Below are 15,741 nucleotides of genomic sequence, written 5' to 3' on the forward strand. Positions count from 1 at the left end.
GCCGAGCGGAGCCTGCGGAGTGAGCAAATCATGAGGGTCATGGCACAGATGGCGATGGTGATGAACCTCGACAAGTGCATCGGCTGCCACACCTGCAGCGTCACCTGCAAGCAGGCGTGGACCAACCGCGGCGGCGTCGAGTACGCGTGGTTCAACAACGTCGAAACCCGCCCCGGGCAGGGCTATCCGCGGCGGTACCAGGACCAGGAGCAGTGGAAGGGCGGCTGGACGCTGAACAAGCGCGGCAAGCTGACCCTCAAGTCCGGGTCGCGGTTCAAGCGGCTCCTTGGCATCTTCGCGAACCCGGACCTGCCGACCGTCGAGGACTACTACGAGCCGTGGACCTACGACTACGACAACCTGCTCGCGTCGCCGCCGTCGGACACCGTCCCGGTGGCCCGGCCGAAGTCGCTGCTCACCGGCGAGGACACCAAGGTCACCTGGGGCGCGAACTGGGACGACGACCTCGGCTCCGGGCCGGAGCAGGTGGGCCGGGATCCGCTGCTGGCCAGGGTGTCCGACAAGGTCAAGCTCGAGTTCGAGCAGACGTTCATGTTCTACCTGCCGCGGATCTGCGAGCACTGCCTGAACCCGGCGTGCGCGGCGTCGTGCCCGTCGGGTGCGATCTACAAGCGGTCCGAGGACGGCATCGTGCTCGTCGACCAGGACAAGTGCCGGGGCTGGCGGCAGTGCGTCACCGGCTGCCCCTACAAGAAGATCTACTTCAACCACAAGACCGGCAAGGCCGAGAAGTGCACGTTCTGCTACCCGCGGATCGAGGTCGGCATCCCGACCATCTGCTCGGAGACGTGCGTCGGCAGGCTCCGCTACATCGGCGTGATGCTGTACGACGCCGACGCGGTCCTCGAGGCGGCGTCGGTCACCGACGAGAAGGACCTCTATCCGTCGCAGCTGGGGGTGTTCCTCAACCCGCACGATCCGCGGGTGGTCGCCGAGGCCGAACGGGCAGGCATCTCCGCCGAGTTCATTGAGGCCGCCCAAAACTCGCCGGTCTACAAGCTGATCGTCGACTACCAGGTGGCGCTGCCGCTGCACCCGGAATACCGCACCATGCCGATGGTCTGGTACATCCCGCCGCTGTCGCCGATGGTCGAGGCGCTCTCGGACACCGGGCATGACGGCGAGGAGGCCGACAACCTGTTCGGCGCCATCGACTCGCTGCGCATCCCCGTCGAGTACCTGGCGGAACTGTTCACCGCCGGTGAGGTCGGGCCGGTGCGGGCGTCGCTGCAACGCCTCGCCGCGATGCGCGCGCACATGCGGCAGGTGAACCTCGGCGAGGCACTCAAGCCGGAGGTCGCGGCCGCGGTCCGGCTGACACCGGACGAGCTGACCGCGATGTACCGGCTGCTCGCGCTCGCGAAATACGAGGACCGGTACGTGATCCCGACCGGCGCAGGCTCGGACGCGCACCGACTCGACGCGCTCGCCACCGGCTGCAGCCTCGACGACGACGGCGGCCCGGGCATGGGCGGACCGAGCGCAGGCGGGCCTGGCATGACCGCGTTCGACGTGGTTGCCGACAAGTTCCACCTCGTCGGGGAGGACACCAACACGGCGGCGCCGGAGAACAAGGAACGCCGGATCAACCTGCTGAACTGGGACGGCCGCAGCACCGACGGACTCGTCCCCGCCGGAACTAGGCAGGAGTCCTGATGGCGGGCATCGGACTGCTCCGTGGGCGGCGCACGCGTGCGGCCGTCGGGGAACTCACCGAAACGCAGCAGCGTCTGGTCTGGCGGATCGCCGCGCTCGTCCTGGACTACCCGCACCCGTCGACGCTGGACCTGCTCGACGATCTCCGGTCCGCGGCGGAGCAGATCCCGGCGCCCGCCGGGCCGAGCCTGCTGTCCTGCATCGACCACCTGCGCGGGCAGGAACCGATCGCGCTCGCCGCCCGCTACGTCGAGACGTTCGACCTGCGCCGCCGGTCGAGCCTGCACCTGTCGTACTACGCCTACGGCGACACCCGCGGGCGCGGAATGGCGCTGCTGCGCTTCAAGACCGCGTATCGCAACGCGGGCCTCGAGCTCGGCGACCACGAGCTGCCCGACTTCCTGCCGGTGGTCCTCGAGTTCGCCGCCACCACCGACCCGGCCCGCGGCCGGCGGCTGCTGATCACCCATCGCGCGGTGCTCGAGGTGCTGCGGCTGTCCCTGCGGGACGGCGACTCCCCCTACGCGGCCGTGCTGGACGCGCTGTGCGCGACGCTGCCCGGCCTGGATACGGAGGACCGCGCCCAGGTGGTGAAGCTGGCGGCGGAGGGCCCGCCCGAGGACGCCGTCGGCCTCGACACCTATGCCCTGGATCCCTCGCTGCATCCGCCGGTCGGCGCCGAACCTCAGTTCCTCGACATCCCGCAGATCGGAGTTCCCCGGTGAGCACCCTGCTCTGGCTGACCCTCCCGTACATCGCGCTGACCTCGTTCGTGGTCGGGCATGTGTGGCGGTACCGCAAGGACCAGTTCGGCTGGACCACCCGCTCGTCGCAGATGTACGAGTCGCGGCTGCTGCGCCTCGGCAGCCCGCTGTTCCACTTCGGGATCCTGGCGGTGCTCGCCGGCCATGTCGGCGGTGTGCTGATCCCCGCGAGTTGGACACGCGCGGTCGGCATCTCCGACCACGCGTACCACCTGATGGCCGTCGGCCTCGGCGTCCCCGCCGGGCTCGCGACCGTCGCGGGGCTGTCGATCCTCGTCTACCGCAGGATCGCGGTGCCGAGCGTCCGGAAGGCGAGCAGCACCAGCGACAGGATCATGTATGTGCTGTTCGTCGCGGTGATCGCGACCGGCATGGTCAACACGCTCGGCGAAAACCTGATCCTCGGCAGCTACGACTACCGGTCAACGGTATCGCCGTGGTTCCGCAGCCTGTTCTCGCTGCAGCCGATGCCGGAGCTGATGGTCGGGGTGCCGTTGAGTTTCCAACTGCACGGGCTGACGGTGCTTGCCCTGCTCGCGATCTGGCCGTACACCCGCCTCGTGCACGTGTTCAGCGCGCCGCTCGGCTACCTGGGCCGGCCGTATGTGGTGTACCGCAGCAAGGACCCGAAGCGCCCGGGCGGCAACCGCTACGACCGGGCCTGGGAGACGGCGAACCGGACGCGCGCGTGAAGTTCGGTGCGACGGGGATGCGCAGGCGATAGAGTCCATCCCGAACTGCAGTGCGTCAGGACACACTCTCCTCAACGAGCGGACGGGCCACCTCATGAAGCTGCCTGCTGTTACTCCCCGACGACACCCCACTCCCCGCCGTCACCGCGGTCGCATCGCCTCCGGCGCGATGGCGCTGGCGGTGACCGGCCTGCTGCTCGGTTCCGGCACCGCGGCCGCCGAGGTCGACAATGTCAGCTCGATGATGTCCGGGGCGGGCCAGAACATCGAGGTGCTCCAGGGCGACACCCGGTTCACCTCGGTGCCGCCGCTCGACGGGTCCCCGCTGTCGCGGGAGTTCTTCCACAGCGGATACGCCGGGGTCAACATCACCGGGCCCGGCGCGGACGCCCTCGAGGGCAGCCTGCTCACCGTCGGCTACCAGATCGGCTACCCGATCGCGCTGGCGGGCGCCACCATCGGCCTCAACACCCCCGCCCTCGGTTTCGTCACCGGAAGCGACTTCAACATCGGCTTCGCCGACCTGCTTGGCGAGCCGATCATCGGGATCGACTTCGGCGGCGGCACCGACCTCGTCGGCGACATCATCCCGTCCCAGTCCCTCGACATCGACCTCGAGCCCGGCGGGATCACGGACGTGCCGATCCTGCTGGACAAGCCGTTCGACGGCGCCAGCGCACTGGTCCGGATGTCCGGGGTGCACGGGTCCGTCGCCGGCGCCATCGGCGCGGTGTCGATCCGGCCCTACGCCCGCGTGCAGTTGGCGAGCGGCGACATCGTGGTCACCTACGGGGTCCCGTTCCAGGTCTGACGCCAACGGCAGCACCACGACCGTGCCCGGGGCGATTGCCCCGGGCACGGTTGTCCGTCCTCACAGCGACTGCCGGTAGCCGTAGTACTCGTGGTCCTCGTTGTAGCCGCCGTGCCCGCCGCCCACATCGGAGAAGCGGGTGACGAACTCGATGCCGCGGATCCACTTGACGTGCTTGAACCCGTGTTGCACCTCGTTGCGCAGCCGCAGCGGGGCACCGTGCCCGTAGGTCAGCGGGGCATCGTTCATGTTGTAGGCGAGCATCGTCAGGTGGTGGCTCATCTGGTCGATCGCGTGCGCGTCGTAGTAGGTGCCGCCGTTCGCCCCCTCTGCCAGCGAGTAGAACACCACCCACCGCGCCTCGGGCAGCGGCGTGACCAGGTCGAGGATCGTCTGCATCGACACGCCGCCCCATTTCGCGACACCCGACCAGCCCTGGATGCAGAAGTGCTGGGTGATCTGCTCGTGGTACGGCAGCGCACGCAGATCCGCCAGCGACAGCTCAGCGGGATGATCGACGAGCCCGTGGATCCGGAGCCGGTAGTCCGCGAAATCGGTGTCGTACAGGTGCCGGTACTCGGCGCTGTCCGGGTAGGTGCCGTTGTGCCACAGGTACGGGGAGATGTCCTGTTCGGTCAGCGCGCCCGGCCGGGCGTCGGCGTGCTCAAACAGCCGCTGCGCGGGCCCGATCAGGGCGTACCCGACCCGCTGCACGATCCGCGGGTGCCGCAGCGTGACCGGGGTGGCCGCGACCCAGCCGAGCAGCACGATCACCAGGGCGACGGAGAACACCCCGAAGCCGACCCAGCTGTCGTCGTCGCGGGCGCCGAACATGTGGTTGAGGTTGCGCAGCACCCCGGTGGTCACCACGAAGGTGACATGGATCGTGATGAACAGCAGGAACCAGACCAGCACCAGGAAGTGCACCGAGCGCGCCACCTGAATGTTGACCACGTTGCTGATCCGGGTGAACCGGGTCGACAGCGCGGGCGACATGCACAGCCCGGACAGCACCGCGAGCGGTGCCGCGACGAACACGGTCAGGAAGTAGGTGAGCAGTTGCAGGCTGTTGTACGCGACCCATCCGTTGGTGTCGGGCCAGTTCAGCGACAGGTATTCGATGGTGACGGTGACGGCGTTGGGGAACACCTCCCAGCTCGTCGGCACCAGGTGCCGCCACTGGCCGGTGGTGAACAGCAGCACGTAGAAGACGAGCCCGTTGACCAGCCACAGTACGTCCACCCCGAGGTGCCACCAGCGGGCGAGGCCGATGGTGTGCCGGACCCCGGGCAGCCCGACCTGGGCGGGCAGCCCCACCGAGTCGTCCTTGGCCGTCCACAGCGGATCGTCGGGCACCGGCTTCTGCACCCGGAACCATTCCCGTCCCGGGGTGCTGCCGCGGGTCCAGTACAGCCGCGGATGGTCGACGAGGATCTGCAGCCCGGACCGGATGATGAACATCATCATGAAGAGATTGAAGAAGTGCAGCACCCCGACCCAGGCCGGGATCCCCGGATCGGCCGCCGACTCCGGCGGCACATGAGTGCCGGGGTGCCGGGTCATGAACGCCTGCACCGAGGCGTTGTCGTACAACCCCTTCGCGACCGCGACCGCGACGAGCAGGACGATGAATCCGAGTGGAAGTAACCACAGCAGGTTGAACCAGGTGCCGCGTCCGAGCCGCACCCGCGGGGCGAGCGCTCGGGTGTTCGACAGTCCACCGGCCCAGGTGTCGAGATTCAGCGCATCCTCGCCGGGCTGCAGGTCGGTTCGATAGGCGGCGACCGCGGTGTCGGGTCGCCCGGACCGAGTGGAAGTGGTTGACCTGTCTGGGTTATGTCCTTCGACATTCCCCATACCCGGATGCTACGCCTGACCCGCGGATCGGTCATTCGTCGTCGATCTCGTCCCGATCGCCTGCCGACACGTCAAAGACTCCGTCGATCGCGGCGAGCCGATCGGCGAGCCGAACCGGATCGCCGCGGCCCTCCACGTCCATGACGAGGCGTACGAAACCCGCGTCGCCCGAGTGGGTGGTATCGATGTGGGTCACGGAGAAGCCCATCTCGGTCGCCGTCTTGAGAACCTGACGCAGCAGTCCACGGCCGTCGAGGTAGCGCAGCCGGATCGGCTCCCGGGGCGATCGGATTCCCGGGATTCTCTGCAGAATCGGTGGATACAGGTACATCACGACGAAGTAGCCCGCGCTGGAGGACGTCGCCGAACCCGAACTTGCTGATCAGCACGAACAACGCCGATCCCGTTCCCACGATCGCGTACGTCCGCACACCCGCGCTCTTGTGGCGGACCTCGCGCTCGAACCCGATCGCGGAGCACAACACGAGTGCATAGCCGAGCGCAAGAAGCTGCGGCCAGCCCTGCCCGGTTGTCTGTCCCCACCACTGCACGTCCACCGGCTTCCCATTGTGCTCCGGTCCGGCGGCGCCGGTCGGGGTTCCCGGGGTTCGGACCGCCCGCACGGCCGGGGCTGCTCGATGGACCGCCCCTGCTCCCCTACCCTGTCACGGTGACCGATTCCGCCCCAGCGACCGCTCCCGACGCCTGTGTCACGGGCGGCGGCCACGCCGACGCCTATGTCACGGGTGACCGGCTGCGCCTGTTCGCGTTCGCGACCGCGGAGAAGCGCACCGACTACCTGTCCGTGCTCCGCGCGTTCGACCACGCCCGCGCGAACTACGTGGTGCTGCTGCACGCCGGTGAGGTCGCCGCGACCCTCGACCGGACGGCGGGCCCGGGCCGGCCCGGCGATCGGACGCTCACCGCCGCGGAGGTCACTCCCCTGCTCGACCAGCTGCACGTGTGGGGTGTGCTCGAGCGCAGCTACGACGGAACCCGCGCCGCGACCCTCGCCGAGTACCGCAACCGGCACTTCGTCTACCAGTTCAGCCAGCTCGGCTACCAGGCGTTCCTGGCGGTGGAGGAGGTGCTCGGCGCCCGCCTCGACGAGGCGGCGCTGTCCCGGTTGGCGCTGCCCGACCTGCTCGCCGACCTGCACGGACTCGCTGCGGCGAACCGTGCGGGGGACGGTGAACTGATCTACCGCACGCTGCGCCGCCTCGACGACACCCTGTCCGGCCTGGCATCGCGGGCCGCGCAGTTCTACCTCACCCTCGGAAACCTGGTCCGCACCACCGAGGTCACCCCGGAGGCATTCCTCACCCACAAGGACGCGCTGCTCACCCACATGCGAGAGTTCGGTTCCGACCTCGCCCGGTACACGCCCAAGCTGGCTTCGGCAATCACCGCGGTCGAGGACACCGGCATGCCCGCGCTGCTGGCCAGGGCCGCCGTCGCCGACGAACGCGTGTTCCTCCCGGCGGTGGAGCGCGAGGCCGACTGGGCGGCGCGGTGGGCGGGGGTGCGGCAGTGGTTCGTGCCCGTTCCCGGGACCGTCAGCGAATCGGAGCGGCTGCGGGAGGGCACGATGAGCGCGATCGCCGCGGTGCTGTCGCTGCTGCGGCGCGTCACCGAGACCCGCCGCGGCGGCGTCAGCAGGGAGAGTCAGCTCCGGCACCTCGCCGGGTGGTTCGCCGCCGCCCCCACCGAGGACGCGGCGCACGCCCTGTTCCAGGCGGTGTTCGACCTCGGCCGTCCGCGGCACCTGTCGACGGTGCATCCCGACGCGGACGTCATCCCGGACACCCGGTCCTGGTGGGACGCACCGCCGGTGGAGATCTCCCGCACCCTCGCCGAAACCGGCCGACCCGCCGCGGCCGGGGCACCGAGCCGGGTGCAGCGCAACGACGCCGGTATCCGCCGGTTGCGTGCGGCTCAACTCGCCGCGCAACGCGCCCGGGCCGAGGCCGCGCGTTCGCTCGCCGCGGGCGGCGCCTACGAGCGGGTCCTCGACGATCAGGAGACCGAGGTGCTGCTGAGCCTGCTCACCACCGCCCTGTCCGCGCGGGTCGCGGTCCGCGGCACCGTCCGCGGGTCCACCGGATCGGAGCACGGTGTGCAGTTGACCCTCGAGCCGCACGACACGTCGACGACGGTGCAGACGACGCGCGGGCGACTGCACCTGGACCGGCTGCGGGTGAGGGTGCAGTGAGGGCCGCACAGTTGTCGGCGCGGGAGATCTCGCCGCTGATGCTCGAGTCCTACCAGCGGGCCGCGCGGGTGATCCTGGCCAATCACCTGGTCACCGCGACCTATCCGGACGCTGCCGCGCTGCCGCTGCTGCGGCGCTGGACCACCGAACTGCGGGACGATCTGCTGGAACTGTTCGGCTACCGGCTCGAGGTGACCGAGACGACGGCGCGGTTGTTCACCGCGGCCGACCGGCTCGATCCGACGGCGCCCGCCCGTACCGCCGGGGACCGCACCTTCGACCGGCGCCGGTACGCGTACCTGGCGCTGGTTCTCGCTGGGCTCGGGCGGGCTGGCAACCAGATCACCCTCTCCGAGCTCGCCGAGCACGTCGCCGCCGAGGCGTCGCAGGTGCCGGCGGTGGAGTTGTCCACGGAGCGCGCCGCGGACCGGGACGCATTCGTCGATGCCGTCGGGTGGCTGGCGGCCCGCGGCGCGATCACCCTCGCGGACGGCGATGCGGGCGGTTGGGCGTCGAATCCCGAAGCGGGCGAAGCGCTTTACGACATCGACCGCTCCGTGGTGATCGCACTGTTCCGTCCGCCCAAGGCACTGCAGCACCTGTCGTCGGTGCGCGGGCTGCTCGCCGCGCCCGCCGAGGACACCGCCACCCCGGACACCGCAGCGCGGGAGACCGCGCGCCGGGTGCGGCGCGCCCTGGTGCAGCAGCCGGTGGTGTACGCGGACGACTTGGACGACGACGAACGGCTCCAGCTCGCGCTGCCCCGGACCGCCGCCGATGTGGAACTGCTGACCGGACTGGTCGCCGAACGCCGCGCCGAGGGCGTCGCGCTGATCGACCCGTCCGGACGACTGTCCGACGTCCGGTTCCCCGGCACCGGCACCATCGCGCAGGTGGCGCTGCTGCTGTGCGGGGAGATCGCCGACCGGCTCGGTGACCCCGACGCCCCCGAACCGGTGCTGCTGCCGCTGCCCACGACGCCGACCGCGGACCTGGTCGGGCAGCTCGATGCCGCGATCCCGCAGGCGAGCGTGCTGCACGACCTCCTCGACCGGCCCGCGGACACGGCCGACCCGGACGCGCCGTCGACGCGGTACCCGTTCATCGAGCACAGCTGGATCGAGACACGGGTCGCCGACCTCGTCGACAGGTTCGGCCGGACGTTCGCCGCGCAGTGGCAGGCCGACCCGGCCGGCCTGCAGCGGCGGGCCGTCGACCTATTGGACGGGCAGCGGCTGCTGCGCCGCATCGACGGCGGCGTGCTGGCGCTGCCCGCGCTGGCGCGATACCGCGGGGTGGTGGTGACGATCCGCGAGCGGGCGCCCGAACCGGACCTGCTGTCCGTCGGCGCCACCCCGACCGATCCCGACCTCCCCACCGACGAGAAGTAGAGGCTGACTTCACATGGCCAGTGCGCGTTTTCGCCCCACCCGCGCGGGAATCGTCAACCTGTGGGACTACCGGGACCAGGAGTTCTCGTTCGCGGACGGTCGTCTGGTGCTGCGCGGCCCGAACGGCTCCGGCAAGACGAAGGCCCTGGAGGTGCTGTTCCCGTTCGTCCTGGACGGCCGCATCGAGCCGCGGCGGCTGAACCCGTTCGCCGGTGAGGAGCGGACGATGAAGTCGAACCTGCTCTACCGCGGCGAAGACAGCGTGCACGCCTACGTGTGGATGGAGTTCGCCCGCGGCGACGCCGCGGACCCGGAGGCCGTCACCGTCGGCATCGGCATGCGGGCGAGCAGGCAGAACGACAAGGTGACGCGGTGGCATTTCGTCGCCGACGGCCGGGTCGGCGTCGACTTTTCCCTGCTGGCCGCCGGGGATCAGCCGGTGACCAAGAAGCAGCTTGCCGAGCAGATCGGCGGGGACGCGATCTGTGACCGGCCGGTGGACTATCGGGCGGCGATCGACGCACGGCTGTTCGGGCTCGGTGCGCAGCGCTACGACCAGCTGATCACGCTGATCCTGACGCTGCGCCGACCGCAGCTCGCGAAGAACCTGGACCCGAAGGGGCTGTCGCAGGCATTGACCGACGGCCTGCGTCCGCTCGACGAGCACCTGGTGCTGGAGGCGGCGCGCTCGTTCAGCGACATGGAGGAGGTGGGCCGCGCGCTCGAGGGGCTCACCGCCGCCGATCAGGCCACCGGGTCGTTCATCGGCGTGTACACGAAGTACCTGCGCCAGCAGGCACGTACCGACGTCGAACAGGTCGCCCGCCGCATCGAGGCGGTGACCGCCGCGACCGCCGCGCTGGAGGCGGCCGTCGCCGACCGGACCCGCAGGCAGACCGAACGGGCCGAGTCGGAGCAGCGGGTCGCGGCGGCCGACCGCGCCCTCGACCTGGCCCGCGGCGAGTTGGAGACGCTGCAGCGGTCGACTGCCTACGAGGGCAAGCAACAACTCGATGATCTCGCCGCGGTGGTCGCGGACCTACACCGGTCCACCGAGGCGCAGTCCGACAAGGCCCGCAAGGCGCAGTCGAGTCTCGCGCAGCGCGCGGAGGAGGCGGCGCAGTCGCAGGCCAGGGTGACCCGGGCCGTCGACGCGCTGGCCCGCGCCGAGGACGAGCTGCAGTCCGCGGCGACGGACGCCGGGATCGACTGGGCGGCACTGCCGGACGAGGCCCGCGGCGACCAGCTCACCACCACGGTCCGCGGGCACGCGGAGGAACGGACCGGCGACGTGCGCGTGGTCCGCGAGTCGGTGGCCGCGGCGCAGCGCGCAGGAGCCGAACGGGAGCGGGCGCAGCGGGCCACGGACCGCGGCCGGGAATTGCTCGACGCAGCCACCGTCGCCGTCAAGGAGGCGGAGGCGCGGACCGCGCTGGCCCGCTCCGAAACGTCGACCGCGGTCCGCCGCTGGTGGACCACGCACTCGTCGCTGTACGCGCGGGTCGGCATCTCCAGCGACCTGTTCGTGGAGCTGCACGAGTCGGTCGCCGCGATCGGCGACGACGAGGCGCCGACGTTCACCGAGATCCTCGACGGCCACACCACCGACCCGATCGACACGGTGCGCGCCGGGCGGGCCAGGGCCGAAACCGATGCCGCGCAGGCCACCGCCGAGATCACGGCGCTGACCGCCGATCGGGCGCGGATCGCGGCCGAACACGACGACGCCCCGCCCCCGATCCCGTTCCGGACCGATGACCGGTCGACGCTGTCCGGGGCGCCGCTGTGGCGGCTGGTCCGGTTCGCCGACCACGTCGATGCCGCCGACGCGGCCGGGATCGAGGCCGCGCTGACCGCCGCACAGCTGCTCGACGGCTGGGTGCCCGCCGCCGACGGCCCCCTGCCCGACCACGAGTCGGAGCAGTTCCTGGTGCCGCTGCCCGCCGCGGATCGGCCGGACGGGGCCACCCTGGCGGACGTGCTCGTCGCCGAGCCCGACACGGGTGTGCCTGCCGAGCGCGTCGGCGCATTGCTGAGTTCGATTGCGCTGCACACCGGGTCGGGCGACGGTCCGGGTGTTGGCGTGTCCGGCCGGTTCCGCCAGGGGATCCAGGTGGGCAGGCACACCAAGGCTGCGGCGGAGTTCATCGGGGTCACCGCCCGGCAACGCCGCCGCGAGCAGCGGCTGCGTGACCTCGACGCCGCACTCGAGCAGGCTCAGCGGCGCCGCGACCGGGCCCTCGACGAGCAGTCCGCGGCCGCCGACCTGGTCACCGCGCTGACCGCCGCGGGGCGGGCCCTGCCGCGCCCGTCCGCCGTGCAGTCGGCGCTGCGTGCCGTGTCCGAGGCGGCGGGCGCGCTGCGCAGCCGCGACGAGGCCGCGTCGGCGACGCAGCAGGAACTGGACCAGGCGATCGCCGAGCTCGCGGTCCGGGACCGCGCGCTGCGGGAGGCCGCGGCCCGGCACCGGGTGCCGTCCGCCGGGCCCGGCGCCGACGCCGCGTGGGGACCGGCGCTGGACGCCCTCGCCGCCGCGATCCGGCACTTCGAGACCCGCGGCGACCTGGTGGTGCGCTGTCGCCGGGACCGGGAGAAGGAGAACGAGCATCGCCGCGAGGCCGCCGACCGGCACGCGGAGGCTCGGGACGTCGCGGAGGAGTTCACCGAGGAAGCCGACCTTGCCGTGGCCAAGCTTGAGCACCAGGAGCAGAACCTGCAGACGCTGCGGGACTCGCTCGGCGCGGGTGCCGACGAGATCGACGCCGAGATCGCGAGCGCCCGGGACCGCATCGACGCGGCGACGACCGAGCAGCGGGCCGCCCGCAGGGCCTACGACAGCGCCGTCGAGTGGATCGGCAAGACCGAGGGGGCGCACGGCGCCGCCGCCCTTGCCCTGCGCGGGGCGATCACCGAAACCCGTTCCGACGCTCAGCGTCTCGCCCCCTACGCCCGGCGCGATCTGCTTGAGTTGCTCGGCGTCGACACCGCGCACGGGTGGCCGGCGTCGGATGCGGCCTGGCTGACCACCGACCAGCTGGTGTACCGGATCGACACCGAACCGGGAGCACCCGTCGCGGTGGTCCCGGACGAGGTCGCGGCGCTGCAGGCGGCGCTCGAGTCCGCGACGGCCAGCGTGAAGGTGTCCGAGGCGGCGGGCAAATCCACCCGGTCCGCCCTCACCGGTGCCCTGCAGGACTTCGACGCCCGACTCGCGGCAGCGGGCCAGGACTACCGGCTGCGGTGGGACGCCGCGGACGGCCTGACCACCGTGACGGTCCAGCACGACCAGGGGCTGTCCTCGATCGGCGACTTCGCCGCGCTGATCTCCGCGCGCCGCGCCGACCAGCAGTTGCTACTCACCGACTCGGAACGGCGCATCCTTGAGGACGCGCTGCTGACCGGTCTCGCCCACCAGATCCACGAGCGCACCGTCGACGCCCGCGACCTGATCGCGCAGATGTCGTCGGAGATGCGGGAACGCCGCATGTCGTCGGGGACCACGATCGGCGTGCACTGGGTGCTGGCGGACAGCCTCGACGAGCCGACCCGCGCCGTCTCGAAGCTGCTCGACCGCGACGCCTCCGCACTCGGCCCGGACGAACTGGCCACCATCCGAGCGCATTTCGCGACCCGGATTCGCGCGCTGCGGGCCGCGCACCCGGAGCGCGCGTACCCCGAGATCCTCACCGAAGCGCTGGACTACCGGCGCTGGCGGGTGTTCTCACTGTCCCTGGTCTCCGGGGACGGCACCGAGGAGCGGCTCACCGCGGCCCGGCACGGGGCCCTGTCCGGCGGTGAGCAGTCGGTGTCGCTGCACCTGCCGCTGTTCGCGGCCGCGCACGCCATGCTCTCCTCCGCTGATCCGCACGCGCCGCGACTGCTCGGCCTCGACGAGGCGTTCGCCGGGGTCGACGACAACGGCCGCAGCGAGCTGCTCGGGCTGAGCGTGCAGTTCGACCTTGACCTGTTCATGACCGGCTACGACCTGTGGGTCACGTACCCCGACGTGCCCGGGTGCGCGCACTACGACCTGTCCCATTCGACGCCGGAGCACACGGTCAGCGCGACGCTGATGGTGTGGGACGGCGGCATGCTGATGTCGGAGCACGACGGCACCAACCTGGCCAGGGCGCTCGGGTCGCCGCTGCGCAGGCGGGTTCCGACCTCGATCGATGGCGGCCTCGCCCTCCTGGAAGTGTGACGCTGCGCGGGCCGGGTCAGCGCAGCGAGACTCCCAGCAGCGCGTCGACCGCATCGGAGAACAGGCCGGGCGCGGCCGCGTCGGAGCCGCCGTGGTCGACGGCCCTGCGGGCCCAGCCGTCGAGCGCATCGAGGGCCTTCGGGGTATCGAGGTCGTCGGCGAGATGCTGACGCAGCCGCGCGACCGTGTCGTCGGCGTTCTGCCCGGTCGGCAGGGCCGCCGCCCGCCGCCACAGCGCGAGCCGCTGCTCGGCGGCCGCGAGCACGTCACCGGTCCAGGCCCGGTCCTCGCGGTAGTGCCCGGACAGCAGGCCGAGGCGGATCGCCATCGGATCCACGCCCTCGCCGCGCAGCTTGGAGACGAACACCAGGTTGCCCCGACTCTTCGACATCTTCTCGCCGTCCAGGCCGATCATCCCGGTGTGCACATAGTGACGAGCGAAACGCCGTTCGCACACAACGGATTCCGCGTGCGCGGCGGAGAACTCGTGGTGTGGGAAGATCAGATCGCTGCCGCCGCCCTGGACGTCGAAGCCGGACCCGATGCGGTTCAGCGCGATCGCGGAGCACTCGACGTGCCAACCCGGCCGCCCCTCCCCGAACGGCGACGGCCAGGACGGCTCACCCGGCCTGCGGGCCCGCCACACCAGCGCGTCGAGCGGGTCCTGCTTCCCGGGGCGGCCCGGGTCGCCGCCGCGTTCGGCGAAGAAGCGCTCCATCGTCGGCCGGTCGTAGCCGGATTCGTAGCCGAACTGCTCGGTGGCATCAACGCGGAAGTACACGTCCGGGTACTCGGCGTCGTCGACGACGTATGCGGCGCCCGCGGCGAGCATCTTGCCGACCATCTCGACGACCTCGTTCACCGACTCAACGGCGCCGATGTAGTCGCGGGGCGGCAGCACCCGCAGCGCCTCCATGTCCTCCCGGAACAGCGCGGTCTCGCGCATGCCGAGCACCACCCAGTCCTCGCCGTCCCGCTCGGCGCGCTCGAACAGCGGGTCGTCGACGTCGGTGACGTTCTGCACGTAGTGCACGTCGTGGCCCGCGTCGCGCCAGAGCCGGTTCACCAGGTCGAACGCCAGATAGGTCGCGGCATGACCGAGATGCGTCGCGTCGTAGGGGGTGATCCCGCACACGTACATCGTCGCCGTCGGCCCCGGGGTGACGGGTCGCACGCGGCGGTCCGCGGTGTCGTGGAGCCGCAGCGGCGGCCCCTGACCGGGTACGGGGGGAACGGCGATGTCGGACCAGGACTGCATGTCGTCGAGCCTATCGGACCGTCCGGTCACCCGACCGAAGGGACGGATCAGAAGGCGGGCCAGGGAATCGGGCGGTGACTGCTCGGCAGCGGCATCACCGGATCCGTCAGCACGGCGCGGGTGCGGCGCCGCAACGCCGCAACCTCCACGTCGGTGACGTGCTCGGACAACCGGTCGCCGAGGTCACCACCGAGGGCCCCCTCAAGCACGTCGATGTCGGCGAGCAGTTCCCCACCGATCGGCTGTCCGGCCCACCCCCACAACACCGTTCGCAGCTTGTCCTCGGAATGCAGGCAGATGCCGTGGTCCACCCCGTACACGGACCCGTCGATGCCCTCGAGCGCGTGGCCGCCCTTGCGGTCGGCGTTGTTCAGGATCACGTCGAGCACCGCCATCCGCCGCAACCGCGGATCGTCGGCGTGGATCAACGCCACCTCCTCGCCGTCGCCGTCGTAGGCGTGGAGCACCGGAAACCACCCGTCGGGGACCCGGTCCGGCGGGCAGATGTCGACCAGGTCGAGGCGTTCGCCGCGCTCCCCGGCGGTCTCGGGTGTCGGAACCCACCGCTGCACCATCCCCGGACCGTAGGGGCCGTCACGCAGGATGGTGCGCGGGATCACGCCCCACCCGAGCGCCTCGGACACCAGGTACGAGGCGACCTCCCGTCCGGCGAGGGTGCCGTCGGGGAAGTCCCACAGCGGGCGCTCCCCGCGGATCGGCTTGTAGACGCAGCGCTGGGTGCGTCCCTCCGCGGTCGCCTCGCACACCAGCGTCGTGTTGCTTGCCGACACGATCCGGCCGAGGACCGTCAGGTCGCCGGTGGCAAGCAGGTCCGCGCCGGTGGCGCCTGGGGTGTCGGGATCGGGCGTGCGCAACGG

Annotated in this window: 11 protein-coding genes and 1 pseudogene; 7 read left to right on the forward strand and 5 right to left on the reverse strand. The window is 71.2% G+C overall.

Annotated elements, in window-relative coordinates; all coding sequences use genetic code 11:
* Positions 1-39: 39 nt before the first annotated feature.
* The 4 genes from narH (at position 40) to ACFWPA_RS01090 (ending at position 3,944) form a co-directional block, all read left to right on the forward strand.
* Complete coding sequence (gene narH / locus ACFWPA_RS01075) at positions 40-1,677, forward strand: nitrate reductase subunit beta (protein ID WP_378507275.1); 1,638 nt, start codon at positions 40-42, stop codon at positions 1,675-1,677.
* Positions 1,677-2,402, forward strand: a complete 726-nt coding sequence (gene narJ, locus ACFWPA_RS01080; protein ID WP_378507076.1) for a nitrate reductase molybdenum cofactor assembly chaperone — start codon at positions 1,677-1,679, stop codon at positions 2,400-2,402. The genes narH and narJ overlap by 1 nt, the downstream gene beginning before the upstream one ends.
* Positions 2,399-3,133: a respiratory nitrate reductase subunit gamma gene (gene narI / locus ACFWPA_RS01085; RefSeq protein ID WP_378507075.1), complete on the forward strand. Its 735-nt coding sequence runs from the start codon at positions 2,399-2,401 to the stop codon at positions 3,131-3,133. Before narJ ends, narI begins: the two co-directional genes overlap by 4 nt.
* Positions 3,134-3,302: 169 nt before the next feature.
* Positions 3,303-3,944: an MspA family porin gene (locus ACFWPA_RS01090; RefSeq protein ID WP_378507074.1), complete on the forward strand. Its 642-nt coding sequence runs from the start codon at positions 3,303-3,305 to the stop codon at positions 3,942-3,944.
* A gap of 60 nt (positions 3,945-4,004) precedes the next feature.
* Here ACFWPA_RS01090 and ACFWPA_RS01095 read toward each other — a convergent pair whose 3' ends face one another.
* The 3 genes and pseudogenes from ACFWPA_RS01095 to ACFWPA_RS01105 all read right to left on the reverse strand — a co-directional run.
* Positions 4,005-5,801: a molybdopterin-dependent oxidoreductase gene (locus ACFWPA_RS01095; protein WP_378569472.1), complete on the reverse strand. Its 1,797-nt coding sequence runs from the start codon at positions 5,799-5,801 to the stop codon at positions 4,005-4,007.
* 31 nt (positions 5,802-5,832) lie between these two features.
* On the reverse strand, positions 5,833-6,132 hold the full coding sequence (locus ACFWPA_RS01100; protein ID WP_378507289.1) for a hypothetical protein: 300 nt from the start codon (positions 6,130-6,132) through the stop codon (positions 5,833-5,835).
* A 43-nt stretch (positions 6,133-6,175) separates the two neighbouring features.
* Positions 6,176-6,424 (reverse strand): annotated as a pseudogene (locus ACFWPA_RS01105) (MgtC/SapB family protein); the annotation flags it as partial.
* A gap of 131 nt (positions 6,425-6,555) precedes the next feature.
* On the opposite strand from ACFWPA_RS01105, the gene ACFWPA_RS01110 reads away from it, so the two are divergent.
* From ACFWPA_RS01110 to ACFWPA_RS01120, 3 genes are read left to right on the forward strand one after another with little or no spacing between them, the layout of a single operon-like run.
* On the forward strand, positions 6,556-8,013 hold the full coding sequence (locus tag ACFWPA_RS01110; RefSeq protein WP_378569527.1) for a TIGR02677 family protein: 1,458 nt from the start codon (positions 6,556-6,558) through the stop codon (positions 8,011-8,013).
* A gap of 11 nt (positions 8,014-8,024) precedes the next feature.
* Entirely contained in the window at positions 8,025-9,404 is a 1,380-nt protein-coding gene (locus ACFWPA_RS01115) for a TIGR02678 family protein (protein ID WP_378569529.1), read from the forward strand.
* A 13-nt stretch (positions 9,405-9,417) separates the two neighbouring features.
* Positions 9,418-13,605, forward strand: coding sequence for a TIGR02680 family protein (locus tag ACFWPA_RS01120; protein ID WP_378569474.1), 4,188 nt, complete (start codon positions 9,418-9,420; stop codon positions 13,603-13,605).
* A 16-nt stretch (positions 13,606-13,621) separates the two neighbouring features.
* Here ACFWPA_RS01120 and mshC read toward each other — a convergent pair whose 3' ends face one another.
* Entirely contained in the window at positions 13,622-14,863 is a 1,242-nt protein-coding gene (gene mshC, locus ACFWPA_RS01125; protein WP_378507071.1) for a cysteine--1-D-myo-inosityl 2-amino-2-deoxy-alpha-D-glucopyranoside ligase, read from the reverse strand.
* Between the two features lie 47 nt (positions 14,864-14,910).
* Positions 14,911-15,738, reverse strand: a complete 828-nt coding sequence (locus ACFWPA_RS01130; protein WP_378507070.1) for an SCO1664 family protein — start codon at positions 15,736-15,738, stop codon at positions 14,911-14,913.
* Positions 15,739-15,741: the final 3 nt, after the last annotated feature.

The sequence above is a fragment of the Rhodococcus sp. NPDC058505 genome, from assembly GCF_042720095.1.
Taxonomy (GTDB): domain Bacteria; phylum Actinomycetota; class Actinomycetes; order Mycobacteriales; family Mycobacteriaceae; genus Rhodococcus_G.

Excerpts from the sequence above, each read along its gene's own strand:
- narH (WP_378507275.1), top strand. The coding sequence starts at position 40 with ATGGCACAGATGGCGATGGTGATGAACCTCGACAAGTGCATCGGCTGC.
- narJ (WP_378507076.1), top strand. The coding sequence starts at position 1,677 with ATGGCGGGCATCGGACTGCTCCGTGGGCGGCGCACGCGTGCGGCCGTC.
- ACFWPA_RS01090 (WP_378507074.1), top strand. The coding sequence starts at position 3,303 with ATGGCGCTGGCGGTGACCGGCCTGCTGCTCGGTTCCGGCACCGCGGCC.
- ACFWPA_RS01095 (WP_378569472.1), bottom strand. The coding sequence starts at position 5,801 with ATGGGGAATGTCGAAGGACATAACCCAGACAGGTCAACCACTTCCACT.
- ACFWPA_RS01100 (WP_378507289.1), bottom strand. The coding sequence starts at position 6,132 with ATGTACCTGTATCCACCGATTCTGCAGAGAATCCCGGGAATCCGATCG.
- ACFWPA_RS01120 (WP_378569474.1), top strand. The coding sequence starts at position 9,418 with ATGGCCAGTGCGCGTTTTCGCCCCACCCGCGCGGGAATCGTCAACCTG.
- mshC (WP_378507071.1), bottom strand. The coding sequence starts at position 14,863 with ATGCAGTCCTGGTCCGACATCGCCGTTCCCCCCGTACCCGGTCAGGGG.